Genomic DNA, 12,767 nt, shown 5'->3' on the forward strand with positions numbered 1-12,767 from the left:
CACGCCCGCCGAGGCGCTCACCGGCCACGCCGCAAGCGTCCGATGGAGTGGAAAACCGCTACCCTCGCGGCGTGACAGACGCGCACGACACCTGGACCGCACCGGTCGCGGAAGGCCCGCTCGACGCGGACATCCGCGTCCCCGGCTCGAAGTCGATCACCAACCGGGCCTATGTCCTCGCCGCGCTCGCCAGCGCGCCGACGCGGGTGCGGGCCCCGCTCGACTCGCGGGACGCGCGGCTGATGCTCGGCGCGATCTACGCGCTGGGCGCCCACTCGCAGGGCAGCATCGGCGGCTATCTCGTGCACCCGCTCGGCCCCGGCCGCGTCCATCCCGACGAGACCGTCCGGGTGGAACTCGGCAACGCGGGCACGGTCGCCCGGTTCACCCCCGCGCTCGCCGCGCTGGGCACCGGCCCGGCACTGTTCGACGGGGACGAGGCTCTCCGGCGCCGTCCCATCGGTCCGCTGTTGAAGGCGCTGCGCGGCCTCGGCGCGCGCATCGACGACGACCGCCGTGACGCGGTGCCGTTCACCGTCCACGGCGAAGGCGGTTTGCGGGGCGGCAAGGTCGATCTGGACGCCTCGGCGTCGAGCCAGTTCCTGTCCGCGCTGCTGCTCGCGGGACCGTCGTTCCAGCAGGGTGTCACCGTGCGCCTGGTCGGCGGCCCGGTGCCCAGCGAACCGCATATCGCGATGACCGTGGAGATGCTGCGCCGCTTCGGCGCCACTGTGGACCGTGAGGGCGCCGAATTCCACGTCGCCCCGACACGGCTTTCCTGCCCCGAGTACGTCGTCGAGCCGGATCTCTCGACGGCCGCCCCGTTCGTCGCCGCGGCGCTCGCGACCGGCGGCACGGTGCGGATCGCGGGCTGGCCGCACCAGACGACTCAGCCGGGCGACTGGCTCCGCAGCCTGGTGCCCGTCCTCGGCGGGACCGCCGAACTCGACGCGGGCGGCCTGACGGTCACCGGCGGCGGCACGATCCCCGGCGTCGAACTGGACCTGCACGAGGTCGGCGAACTCACCCCGGTGATCGCCGCGCTGCTGTGCCTCGCCGAGGGCCCGTCGGTCGTCTCCGGGGTGGCGCATCTGCGCGGCCACGAGACCGACCGGCTGACCGCGCTCGCCACCGAACTGTCGTCGCTCGGCGCGGACGTCCGCGAGACCGAAGACGGGCTGCGTATCACGCCGGCGCCGCTGCACGGCGGGAAGTTCCGCACCTACGACGACCACCGGCTCGTGATGGCGGCCGCGGTGCTGGGGCTGAAGGTCGAAGGCGTCGAGGTGGAGAATCCGGGGACGGTCGGGAAGACCTACCCCGGATTCGCCGAAGCCTGGACCGCGATGCTCGGCTAGCCGGTGTCTCTCGAGGTGCGCTTTCGGATTTCCGCAGCCAGCCATGTCAGCGGCCCGCCTCCGCGATTCCGAGGCCTCCGGCCGAAAAGAAACGCGCGCGCGGCCCTAGCCGGGGAAGGGTGTTTCCCGCCACTGGTCGATCATCGGCTTGAGGCCGTCGACGAGCATCGGCAGCTCGGGCGCCATCGACAGACACGCGACCACCTGCAGCAGGCCCACCGCTTCGAAGGTCCGCAGCACGCGTTCGTCGACCTCGCGCAGACCGAGTTCCCCGGCGGCGGCGTTGTACGCCTCGATGCCCTCGGGGCCGGTGAAGGCGAGGTCGCGCTCGATCGGGCCGCGGTGGACGAGTTCGAAGTCGGCGTAAAGGTCGCCTTCGGTGGTGACGATCAGGTTGTAGCCCGGCGAATCGCCGTGGACCGGCTGGACGGTGACACCGGGAAAGGCCTTGGCGAACGCCTCCTCCGATTCGAGCATCGGCCGGAACACCTCCCATTCGCGACGGGCGCGGACGAGGTCGGCGGGGTCGAGCAGATCCGGCCGGTCTTCGAGCCGGGCGAGACCGTCGGGGATGAACGGATCGAGTCCGTTCAGGAACTCCAGCTCACCCGGGTATTCGCGCAGCGCCGCGTGCAGCTTCGCGATGAGCTTGGCCGAGTACTCCGCACTGAGGTTCGCGTCCTCGATGAACTCGATATACTCCCAGAACGTCATCGCGAAACCGTCGCGCCGCACGGGTTCCACCGGCACCAGCGGGCTCGGCTTGACGACCCGGAGCCCCTGCTCCCCGAGCCAGGCGGCGACGGCGAGTTCGCGTCGCTGGTCGGCCAGTTGCGTCTCCAGGGTGGTCGTGCGCGGCAGCACGGTCGGCACGCGGACGACCACGGGCGAAGGCGCCAGTCGCACGATGACGGAGAAAACGTCGTACAGGACCTCGGGTTCGATGACGGTGAGGCCGAGGTCGCGGCCCGCGGCGACCGCGGCGGCCACCGCCCGCGCGGTGCGGGCGGCCCGTTGTTCGTCGGTGATCATCCCCGGAGTCTGACATGTCCGGTTCAGCCCGCGGAGCGTTTTCCGCCGTCCTCGGGGAACAACGTCCGCAAGGCGACTTCGCGGTTCACCCGGACATGTTCGACGGCGTGGGTCCGCGCGTGGTCCGCGTCGCCCGAAGCGATCGCGTCGTAGAGGCAGCGGTGTTCGCCGAGCAGTTCGCCCCAGTGCTCGTTCTGGCTGGTGAGCCAGCGCAGCCTGCCTTCCAGGGGGCGCAGGATCTCGCGCAGCAGGCCGTTGCCCGACAACGCGACGATCTCGTCGTGGAAGCGGGTGTTGAGCGAGGTGATCCGCGCCGGGTCGCCGCTTTCGGTGGCATGCGCGGCTTCCGTGAGCAGGCGTTCGAGCGCGCGGAGTCCCGGTTTGCCCGCCCGCTCGGCGGCCAGCCCCGCGGCGAGTCCTTCGAGGGCTTCGCGGACGTCGAACAGCTCCTCGACGTCGGCCCTCGCCAGCTGGCGTACGACGATGCGCCGAGGCGACTGGACGGTGAGGAAGCCTTCGGCCTCCAGGCTCCGGATGGCCTCACGCACCGGGACCCGCGAGACACCGAGGTCCTCGGCGAGCTCACGTTCGACGAGCCGGTCCCCCGGCTTCAGCCGCCCGGTGAGGATCCGTTCACGCAGCTCGTCCCGGACCCGTTGCCGAGTCGCGGCCAGCGGCTGGCGCGGTCCTTCCTCGGCCACTCGTCCCCCTCGCTCAACCAGCCGTGACAGCTCGTGACCCGAGTTTATCGGCAGAAACATTGACGACGAGCCACCGCGAGGTGATATCCGGTCCGCCTCGTCCACCGCGGCCGAACCCGATCCCCGGCTCTGGAACACAAAACACCGCGTTTCGTCCTCTAGTTGCGGTAGTTGCACGTGCAACTACCGCAACTAGAGGACGAAACGCGTGGGGGTCAGTTGCCTTCGGCGGCGATACCGGGAGCGGGAGCCTGGGCGTTGCCCGCGATGCCGTAGCGGCCGGCGCCGCCTTCGAGCTGCTCGCGCAGCGCCATGATCGTGGTGACCCGGCCCGCCGCGGTCTCCGCGTTGTCCACAGTGGACAAGATCGAGGTCGCCGAGGTGTCGGCGCGGACGACGCCGATCGCGCCGGTGCCGTCGGCGGACCCCGCGTCGCCTGCCAGAACCGTGCCCGCGCCGGAGCGGTCGAGCTGCGCGGCGAAACGCGCGACGGTCGAAGCGCGGTCACCGGCGCCGTCGCCGGTGTACTTGGAGCCGGTGAGCACGATCGCGAGCTGTGCGGGCTTGACGTCCTGGCCCGCCTTGAGGAAACCGCCGTCGGTGAGCCCGCCGAGCGCGGCCGCCAGTTCCACCGGCGTGGACTGCGGCTGCGCGTTGTCCTTGTTCAGCAACGCCACGGAGCCGAGCAGGGCACCGGCGAGGGTGCCGGGGTCACCCGCGGTCGGGAACTGGACACCGGCGGGCTGCAAGCGGGTCACGACGTCACGTAGCTGATCGGACCGCATCGGGTCGGAGAACGCCGCGGTCAGCTGGATCTCGCCGGTGACGGCGGCACCGGCCTGCCCGACGAGCTGCTTGAGCGCGTCGCGGTCCGCGGGCTTCGCGTCCTCTGTGGTCACCAGCACCACCGAACGCTTGTCCAGCTGACCGGCGACGACCTTCGGCCCCATCGCCCCGGCGAACGCGTCCGCGTCACCGAGCCGGGCGTTCAGCGCATTGCGCTGTGCCTCGAGATCCGCCACCTGGGAGCCCAGATCTTCCTTCTGCCCGGCGAGTCCGGACAGCAGCGAACCGTTCAGCGCCGTGGAGCCGAGCACGACCCCGACGGCGAGCGCCAGGAAGCAGGCGGCGATGGAAACGATGTGGTACCGCAGTGAAATCACGTGAAAAGTCCCTTGCCCCAAGCGATGAACGAGTTCCAGGTGTCGCGGATCCAGTCGAGGTAGACCGAACCCACGTCGGAGACGAGCAGCGCGGCCGCGACGGCCACCAAGGTCGCCAGCACCAGCAGGACGATGGCGCCGATCGACACCCGGCTGCGGTGCAGGGTCGCGACCGCCTTGCCGTCGACCAGTTTCGTGCCGAGCTTGAGCCTGGTGAGGAACGTCGACGGATTCGACCCGGACCGGCCGTGGTCGAGGAATTCCCGCAGCGTCGCCTGGAAACCGACGGTGACCACGAGACTGGCTTCGTGCGCGTCGGCCAGCAGCAGCGCCAGGTCCTCGGCGTTGCCCGTGGCGGGGAAGGTGACCGCGCCGATCCCGAGGTCCTGGATCCGTTCGACGCCCGGCGCGTGGCCGTCCGGCTGCGCCGGGACCACGACCTCGCCGCCACTGCGCAGCGTTTCCGCCCCGATCCCGTGCGGGTCACCGACGATGACGTCCGGCTGGTAGCCCTGCGCACGCAGGGTGTCGGCCCCGGCGTCGACACCGATCAGCACCGGTCGGTGCTCGGAAATGTACTTCTTCAGCTTCTTGAGGTCTTCGGCGTGCCCGTTTCCGCCCGCGACCACGAGGGCGTGCCGATCCTTCAACGGAACCCGGATCTCCGGGACACCGACGCCGTCGAGAATGAGGCTGCGTTCCCGGCGGAGGAACTCGATCGTGTTCGCGGAGAAGGCCTCCAGCTGGGTGGACATTCCGGCCTTGGCCTCGATCATCTGGTCCGCGACGCTCTCACGCGTCTGCTGGACCCCCGATCCGAGCTGCCGCTCACCGATGTAGACGACGCCCTCGTGCAGGCGGAGTTTGGTGCCGTCCTTCACCTTGCGCAGCAGTTCACCGCCGACCGAATCGACCAGCGGGATCCCGGCCTCGAGCAGGATTTCCGGGCCGAGGTTGGGGAACCGGCCGGAGATCGACGGCGAAGCGTTCACCACCGCCGCGACTTCGGCCTCCACCAAGGCATCGGCCGTCGACCGGTCAAGATCGAGCTGGTCGAGGACCACGATGTCGCCAGGGCTCAGCCGGCGGAGAAGCTCACGCGTGCGCCTGTCGACCCTGGCGACGCCGGTGATCCCGGGGAGGGTCTCTTGGTTACGCGTGAGCAAGCCGGTGAGCTTCATGCGACCGATAGTGACAAATTCGCCCGGCCTTCCGCGTCCGCCACGCCGAAGAAAACACGCCGATTAACCCACACCCGGTCGCGCTACGCCGCTTGTCCCACGAAGGGTCGACCCGGCTTCGGAGCGTGATTTCCCCTGCGCTCGCAGACGGCGATGAGCGGACCGGTGCAGGGGCCTTTGGACCTGTCCGGCTGCTAATGAAGAAGCCTTTCATCGCGAATTTCGCTATGAAAGGCCCCTGCATTGCACGCCTGAGATGCCCAGGTCACGCCGCGAGTCGTCGGTGGGCGGACTCAGACCCGCCGCTATTTCGCCTTCTTGCGCTTTCCGCCGCGACGGGCCTTGGGCTTGTCCGGCGCGCTCTTGTCGGCCTCGGCGACGGCGAGCAATTCTTCCGCGTGCGCCCGGCCGGTCTCGGTGCTTTCCATCCCGGCGAGCATCCGCGCGAGTTCGACGACGCGCTCGGATTGTTCGAGCACGCGCACGCCACTGCGGGTCACCCCGCCGCTGGTGCCCTTGTCCACCACCAGATGCTGATCGGCGAACGCGGCCACCTGCGGCAGGTGCGTGACCACCAGGACCTGGTGACTGCGCGCCAGCCGCGCCAGCCGCCTGCCGATCTCGACCGCCGCTCGCCCGCCGACCCCGGCGTCGACCTCGTCGAACACCAGCGTCTGCACGGTGTCGGCGTGCGCGAGGACGACCTCGATCGCCAGCATCACGCGGGAAAGCTCACCGCCGGAAGCGGCCTTGTGCACCGGAAGCGGGGGTGCGCCGTTGTGCGCGCGCAGCAGCAGTTCGACATCGTCGACGCCGTCGGGCCCGGCGTGCACGAGCCTGCCCTCGACCCGCACCGCGTGCGCGTCGCTCTCGTCCACGGTGCGCCGCTCGACGGTGATCTCGATCTCCGCCTGCCCCATGGCGAGTCCGGACATCTCCGAGGTGATCGCCTCGGCCAGCTCGGCGGCGGCTTCGACCCGCGCCTGCGACAGGCGGAGCGCGTGTTCGGCGAGCGTCACCGCGAGTTTGTCCCGACGGGAGGCCAGTTCGGCCAGTGCCTCTTCGGAAGTGTCCATCGTGGACATCCGGCGGCGTGCGTCGTCGGCCCAGGCCAGTACACCGTCCACATCGGCCGCGTACTTGCGGGTGAGCCGCTTCAAGTCGGCCTGGCGCGCGAGCACCTTCTCCAGCAACGCGGGGTCGGCGTCGAGCGTTTCGAGGTAGCTGCCCAGTTCGGCGCTCACTTCGGACAACAGCATCGAAGCTTCGTCCAGCCGTGGCCCGAGGTCGCGCAGCACGGCGTCCTCGGATCCGGTCAGGTGGCGTGTCGCCTCCCCGATCAGCCCCAGCGCGCCCGGCGCGTCCGGGTCACCGTCGGCCGAACCGGCGACGGCGGCGTGCGCCGCACTCGACGCGGCGCGCAGTTCGTCGACGGCGGCGAGCCGCTTGATCTGCTCGGTGAGATCGGTGTCCTCGCCGGGTTCCGGCGCGACGGCGTCGATCTCGGCGAGACCGTGCCGCAGCAGGTCGGCCTGCTGGGCCATCTCACGAGAGCGGGTGGACCGCTCGGTCAGCTCGGCGACGACGGCGAGCCACTCGTCCCGGACCGCGCGGTACCGCTCCAGCGGTTCGGTGACGGCCTCACCGGCGAACCGGTCGATCACCGCGCGCTGCTCGGCGGGCCGCAGCAGGCGGAGCTGATCGTTCTGCCCGTGCACCGCGATCAGCTGCTCGGACAGGTCGGCCAGCACGCCGACAGGCACCGAACGGCCACCGAGGTGGGCCCGCGACCGGCCGTCGACCGAGACCGCGCGCAGCGCGATGACGCTGCCGTCCTCGTCGACCTCCGCCCCGGCGTCGGTGACGATCCGGGTGGCGCCCTCGGCGCCGCCCAGTTCGAATCGGCCTTCCACGAAGGCCTTCAGCATTCCCGTTCGCACCTTGGACACTTCGGCTCGGCCGCCGGAGAGCAGGTGCAACCCGCTGACGACCATCGTCTTGCCCGCACCCGTCTCACCGGTGACAACGGTGAAGCCCGCGTGCAGTTCCAGCAGGGCGTCCTCGATGACTCCGAGGCCCTGGATGCGCATCTCGGCCAGCACGACGCCCACCGTAGCGGCCCACCCCGACGGTTACTGCACCCGCCACGTTATGAACGGTCCGTTCATAACAAATTCTGTTATAAACGGTCCGTTCATAACACCGGTCAGCGGGCGTGTCGCTCCCGCCAGCCCTTGATCGGCAACGAGAACTTGTGCACCAGCCGGTCGGTGAACGGGCCCTCCCACAGCCGGATCAGGCGCACCGGCACCTTGCCGCAGGTGACCCGCACGGCCGCACCGGCGGGAAGATCGAAGGTCCGCGATCCGTCGCAGGTCAGGACGGCCGGAGAGCCGTCCGGATCGATGGCGACGGTGATCTCCGAGTCACGCGAGACGACCAGCGGCCGGGAGAACATCGCGTGCGCGTTGCTCGGCACCACCAGCAGCGCCTGCACGTCCGGCCAGATGATCGGCCCGCCCGCGGAGAACGCGTACGCCGTCGAGCCGGTCGGAGTGGCGCACAAGACACCGTCGCAGCCGAAGGATGACACGGGCCTGCCATCGACCTCGATGAGCGCGTCCAGCACCCGCTCCCGTGAACTCTTCTCGACACTGGCCTCGTTGAGCGCCCAGGTGTGGACGGTCTCCTCACCGTCGACGGTGACCACCACGTCGACGGTCATCCGCTCTTCGACCTGGTAATCGCCGTCCACGGCGCGCTGGACGGTGTCGGCCAGCTTGTCGGAATCAGCCTCGGCGAGGAATCCGACGCGGCCGAGGTTCACGCCGAGCACCGGGACGCCGTTCGGCCTGGCCAGTTCGGCGGCCCGCAACAGCGTGCCGTCGCCGCCGAGCACGAACACCAGCTCGGTCCCGGCGGCCGGGTCCTGCTCCGGCGCCATGACCGTGCAGGGCGCGCCGATCCCGCCGTCCGCCTCCAGCATTTCCCGGACGTCCTCGTCGAGTACCCGCAGCCGCACACCGGCCTTGGCGAAACGGGCCGAAACCTCGCGTGCCGCGTCCCGGGTCGCGTCCCGGTCCGGGTGCACGACGAGCAGCACCTCGCGATCGCTCATTGGGGTCCCTCCAGGACTGCGGTCCGGACGAGCCGTTCGGCATCGGTGCCGACGGTCTCCCCCGCACCGCGGGTAAGCCAGACGAAATATTCGACGTTCCCGGAAGGCCCGGGAAGCGGGCTCGCCACGACGCCGCGCAGGTTCAGGTCCAGTTTCCCGGCCTCGGCGAGCACGCCGAGCACCGATTCGACCCGCAGCTCCGGGTCACGGACGACGCCACCGCTGCCGAGCCGGTCTTTGCCGACTTCGAACTGTGGTTTCACCATCGGCACCAGGTCGGCGCCTTCCCGCGCACAGGCGGCCAGCGCGGGCAGGACGAGTTTGAGCGAGATGAACGAGAGGTCCCCGACCACGAGGTCGACCTGACCGTCGAGATCTTCCGGCGTCAGGTTGCGGACGTTCGTCTTGTCGAGGACGACCACGCGGCCGTCGGTGCGCAGGCGCCAGTCCAGCAGGCCGCGGCCGACGTCGGCGGCGATCACCGTGGCGGCGCCGTTGCGCAGCAGGACGTCCGTGAAGCCACCGGTCGAGGCGCCCGCGTCGAGGCAACGCTTTCCTTCGGTGGAAAGACCTTGCGGAGTGAAGGCTTCGAGCGCGCCGAGCAACTTGTGCGCGCCGCGCGAAGCCCAGCCCGGGTCGTCTTCGTCGCGCACCACGATCGGCGCACCGGACTCGACGCCGGTCGCGGGTTTGGTGGCCACCATCCCGCGCACGCTGACCTTGCCCTCGGCGATCAGCGCGGACGCCTGCTCGCGGGAGCGGGCCAGACCCCGCCGGACGAGCTCCGCGTCCAGGCGGGCGCGTTTGGGCACGCGGTCAGACCTTGTCGATGGTGGACAGCGCCACCGTCAGCTCGGTGTGCACGGCTTCGAAGCGTTCGACGTGCTCCGAGAGCGGAAGCGAAGCGAGGTCGTCGAGACCGGCGACGGCCTCGTCGACCCCGGCGCGGGGGTCCGTGTCCTGCGGAGAAAACTGGTCGACCTGGACCGGCGGCGGGCCGGGTACCGGAGGCCGCGGAACGGGGTGGAAGTGGTCTTGCACCCCACCAAGTTAGCAGCGCTGGTCAGGCGAGGCGCAGCTCGCCGAGCGCGGCGCGGGCGGTGTCGCCCACACCACGGACCTCGGTGATCCCCGACTCCCAGGCCACCGCGCACAACGCGCGCAACAGGTCCAAGGAGTCGCCTTCACCCTCGGCCTCGAGCACGTCACCCTGTGCGGTGACGCGCCAGCCGTCCTTCGGTCCGACCTCGAGCAGATCCGCACGGTCGCTCAGACCGGTCAGGTCGTGTGCGAGGTAACGCGGACGCTCCTCGGGCCTCGCCTCGAGCAGGGACGCCGCGTCGGCGACACCGGTGAGGACGCAGAGCGCGTCGATCCCGGCCGCGACCGCGCCTTCGATGTCGGTGTCCAGCCGGTCGCCGACGACCAGGGCACGTTCCGCGCCGGCGTCCTTCGCCGCCGTCGTGAACAGCAGCGGTGCCGGTTTGCCGGCCACCAGCGGTTCGGCGCCGGTGGCGTGGCGCAGAGCGGCGACCATCGACCCGTTGCCCGGCAGCAGACCGCGTTCGGTCGGCAGGGTCGCGTCGACGTTGGTCGCCACCCACAGCGCGCCCGCGCGGATGGCGAGACACGCCTCCGCGAGAGCGGCCCAGGTGTTCTCCGGAGAATGCCCCTGCACCACGGCCGCCACGTCCGGACCGGCTTCCCGAACCGTCCGCAGCCCCACCGACTCGATCTGAGCGGCCAGGGACGCCGTACCCACGACGAGTACGACGGCGCCCTGAGGCAGCCGCTCGCCCAGCAGGGCGGCGGCGGCCTGAGAGCTCGTGTGGACTTCGTCGGGGGTGGCGGGGAGTCCGAGCGCCTCCAGGTGCGCCGAAACCTCCGCGGGTGCCTTGGAGGCGTTGTTCGTGACCCACCGGACGACGGTGCCGTGGTCCCGAAGCGCCCGGAGAGCTTCCGGAGCACCCGGGACCACCTTGCTGCCGTGATAGACCGTGCCGTCGAGGTCGAACAGGACCGCGTCGTACCCGGCCGACAGGGCGTCAGCCATTCGTGAGCTCCGCGGCGCGCTCGGCGGCGTCGGTCTCGTCCTCCTCGTCGGCCTCTGCCGCGTTCAGGAACCAGCGGATCGCGTCGTCCTTGCGGTCCGCGGCGGCGAGGTTGTCCGCGTAGGCGTAGAACAGCCGTGCGCTCCACGGGTCGCGCTTCTCCGCCTTGAGGTCGTCGCCCTGCAGGGAGACGACGGCGGCGTCCAGCTGGCCGAGGTCACGGCGCGCGCCGGCGGCGACGATCGCGAGTTCGATCTGGGTCGCCTTCGCGAGACGCTCCTTGTCGACCTCCTTCGCGAGGTCGAGCGCCCGCTCCGGGCGGCCGATGGCGCGCTCGGCGTCCGCGATGATCGCGATGTGCTCGTCCGACCGGGTCATCCGGCGGACGGCCCGCAGCTCGGACAGCGCTTCGGACCAGAGCCCCGAGTGGTAGGCGACCAGGCCGAGCGCCTCACGGACGATCGGGACCCGCGACGCCTTGGCCTTCGCGTACTTGGCGTGCTCCATCGCGGCTTCGGGGTCTTCGTCGATCAGACCGCCCGCGGCGACGAGGTGCTTGCCGACGGTTTCCGCGAGCGCCTTGGGCAGCGTGCGGAGTTCGCGGCGGACCTCTTCGTCGAGGTCGGAGAACTCGATGCCCTCGGGCAGTTCCGGAGCCGACAGCAGCTCGCGCGCCAAGGTCTCGTCGTCGACCGGCCGGTCGTCGGTGCGAGGCGTGGCGCGGAAGTCCTTGCGGCCCTCGGAACGGTCACGCTGGGGACGGTCTTCGCGCTTGCGCTCGAACCGGCCTTCGCCGCCACGGGAGTCGCCACGCTTGTCGTCGTAGCGCTTCTCCGGGCGATCGGAGGAAGGCCTCCGGTCGGGACGGTTGTCGCGGTCTCCGTAGGACTTGCGCTCGTAGCCACCACTGCTGGGACGACGGTCTCCCGAGGAGGGGCGCTTGTCGTCACGGCGGTCGCTGTTGTAGCCACCGGTACGGGAACCGCCGCGGTCGTCACGATCGCGGTAGGACGGATGACGGTCGTCACTGCCGCCCCGGCTGTCCCGGTCGCCGTACGACTTGCCCTGGGGGCGTCCTTCGTAGCGGTTGCCGGACGGGCGGTCGTCGGACCGGCCGCGGTTGTCCGAGCTGTAGCCGGAACGGGCCGGGCGGCTGTCGGAACGCTTCTCGTACCGGCCTTCGGACCGGTTGTCCGAGCGGCTGTCCGAACGCTTGTCGTACCGACCTTCGGAACGGCTGTCCGAACGATTGTCGGAGCGGTTGTCGTAGCGACGCTCGGGACGGCTGTCGGAGGAGCGGTATCCGCCGCGGTCGCCACCACGACTGTCACTCCCGCGGTTGTCGCCACCGCGGTAGCCCCCACGGTCACTGCCGCTGCGGTTGTCGGCGCCGCGGTTGTCGGACCGGAAACCACCACGGTCACCGCCACGATTGTCGCTACGGTTGTCACCGCCGCGGTAACCCCCACGGTCACCGCCACGGCTGTCGCCACCGCGGTTGTCCGAGCGGTAACCACCACGGTCGCCGCGGTTGTCCCGGCTGTCGCGCCGGTCGTCGGAGCGGTAGCCGCCACGACGATCGTTGTCGCGAGCGCCGGACCGGTCGTCACGACGGTCGCCGGCACCAGGGCCGCGACGGTCGTCGTTGTTGTAGCGCGGACGGTTGTCGTCGCGCCCCTGGCCGGCGAACCTGCTGCCGCCGGAGCGCTGGTCGCGGGGACCGTCGCCACTGCGCGCGGGCTTGCCGGGGTAGCTGCTCGTACCGCGGGCACCGCGGTCGTCACGGCGCGGACGGCCCTGATAGCCGCCGTCGCGACCACCCCGGTCCTGCCTGCCGCCGGCGGAACCACGCCGGTCACCTCGCTGCGCGTCAGACCGGCCTCCGCGGGGACTCTCGTCCCGGCGGCCCGACCGGCCGGACGCGCCATCATCTGAGTCACGTCGACCGAACTCGGACACCTGGCCTCCTGCCACTATTGAAAAGTTTTCGATACCGGCGACACCCACTGGGCGCGCCAACGGACCACTGTAGTCCGTCCTTGGACATGAAAAGAGACAGGGCCCTGACCGGGGAGAACCTGTCAGAGGTTCTCAACCCTGGTCAGGACCCTGTCCTGAAGTTAGTCCGGCGGTGTCCTACTCTCCCACAACCCTTCGGTTGCA

Annotated in this window: 11 protein-coding genes; 1 reads left to right on the forward strand and 10 read right to left on the reverse strand. The window is 70.5% G+C overall.

Translation table 11 applies throughout. The features are described from left to right. Positions 1–71: 71 nt before the first annotated feature. Positions 72–1,358: a 3-phosphoshikimate 1-carboxyvinyltransferase gene (aroA, locus tag BS329_RS38090; RefSeq protein WP_076167996.1), complete on the forward strand. Its 1,287-nt coding sequence runs from the start codon at positions 72–74 to the stop codon at positions 1,356–1,358. 105 nt (positions 1,359–1,463) lie between these two features. Here aroA and BS329_RS38095 read toward each other — a convergent pair whose 3' ends face one another. The 10 genes from BS329_RS38095 to BS329_RS38140 all read right to left on the reverse strand — a co-directional run bounded on the left by BS329_RS38095 (position 1,464) and on the right by BS329_RS38140 (position 12,563). Next, positions 1,464–2,390: an aminoglycoside phosphotransferase family protein gene (locus tag BS329_RS38095; RefSeq protein ID WP_076167997.1), complete on the reverse strand. Its 927-nt coding sequence runs from the start codon at positions 2,388–2,390 to the stop codon at positions 1,464–1,466. 23 nt (positions 2,391–2,413) lie between these two features. Further along, positions 2,414–3,091, reverse strand: a complete 678-nt coding sequence (locus BS329_RS38100; protein ID WP_076167999.1) for a GntR family transcriptional regulator — start codon at positions 3,089–3,091, stop codon at positions 2,414–2,416. Positions 3,092–3,306: 215 nt separating this feature from the next. Next, positions 3,307–4,254 carry a copper transporter gene (locus tag BS329_RS38105; RefSeq protein ID WP_076168000.1) on the reverse strand — a complete coding sequence of 316 codons (948 nt, stop codon included), beginning with the start codon at positions 4,252–4,254 and terminating at the stop codon, positions 3,307–3,309. Further along, positions 4,251–5,435, reverse strand: a complete 1,185-nt coding sequence (gene steA, locus BS329_RS38110; RefSeq protein ID WP_076168002.1) for a putative cytokinetic ring protein SteA — start codon at positions 5,433–5,435, stop codon at positions 4,251–4,253. Before steA ends, BS329_RS38105 begins: the two co-directional genes overlap by 4 nt. Before the next feature lie 305 nt (positions 5,436–5,740). Next, positions 5,741–7,537, reverse strand: coding sequence for a DNA repair protein RecN (gene recN, locus BS329_RS38115; protein WP_076168020.1), 1,797 nt, complete (start codon positions 7,535–7,537; stop codon positions 5,741–5,743). Positions 7,538–7,641: 104 nt separating this feature from the next. Further along, positions 7,642–8,553 (reverse strand): NAD kinase, encoded by a 912-nt coding sequence (locus tag BS329_RS38120; RefSeq protein ID WP_076168003.1) that lies wholly within the window; start codon positions 8,551–8,553, stop codon positions 7,642–7,644. Continuing rightward, positions 8,550–9,365, reverse strand: coding sequence for a TlyA family RNA methyltransferase (locus BS329_RS38125; RefSeq protein WP_076168005.1), 816 nt, complete (start codon positions 9,363–9,365; stop codon positions 8,550–8,552). Before BS329_RS38125 ends, BS329_RS38120 begins: the two co-directional genes overlap by 4 nt. A gap of 4 nt (positions 9,366–9,369) precedes the next feature. After that, entirely contained in the window at positions 9,370–9,594 is a 225-nt protein-coding gene (locus BS329_RS38130; protein ID WP_076168006.1) for a hypothetical protein, read from the reverse strand. Positions 9,595–9,616: 22 nt separating this feature from the next. Next, positions 9,617–10,606 (reverse strand): HAD-IIA family hydrolase, encoded by a 990-nt coding sequence (locus tag BS329_RS38135; protein WP_076168008.1) that lies wholly within the window; start codon positions 10,604–10,606, stop codon positions 9,617–9,619. Then, positions 10,599–12,563, reverse strand: coding sequence for a putative RNA-binding protein (locus BS329_RS38140; RefSeq protein ID WP_076168010.1), 1,965 nt, complete (start codon positions 12,561–12,563; stop codon positions 10,599–10,601). Before BS329_RS38140 ends, BS329_RS38135 begins: the two co-directional genes overlap by 8 nt. Between the last annotated feature and the right edge of the window lie 204 nt (positions 12,564–12,767).

The sequence above is a fragment of the Amycolatopsis coloradensis genome (assembly GCF_001953865.1).
Taxonomy (GTDB): Bacteria; Actinomycetota; Actinomycetes; order Mycobacteriales; family Pseudonocardiaceae; genus Amycolatopsis; species Amycolatopsis coloradensis.

What these genes read in the sequence shown, in the direction of transcription:
- BS329_RS38095 (WP_076167997.1), bottom strand. Translation starts at nt 2,390, where the DNA reads ATGATCACCGACGAACAACGGGCCGCCCGCACCGCGCGGGCGGTGGCC.
- steA (WP_076168002.1), bottom strand. Translation starts at nt 5,435, where the DNA reads ATGAAGCTCACCGGCTTGCTCACGCGTAACCAAGAGACCCTCCCCGGG.
- BS329_RS38120 (WP_076168003.1), bottom strand. Translation starts at nt 8,553, where the DNA reads ATGAGCGATCGCGAGGTGCTGCTCGTCGTGCACCCGGACCGGGACGCG.
- BS329_RS38135 (WP_076168008.1), bottom strand. Translation starts at nt 10,606, where the DNA reads ATGGCTGACGCCCTGTCGGCCGGGTACGACGCGGTCCTGTTCGACCTC.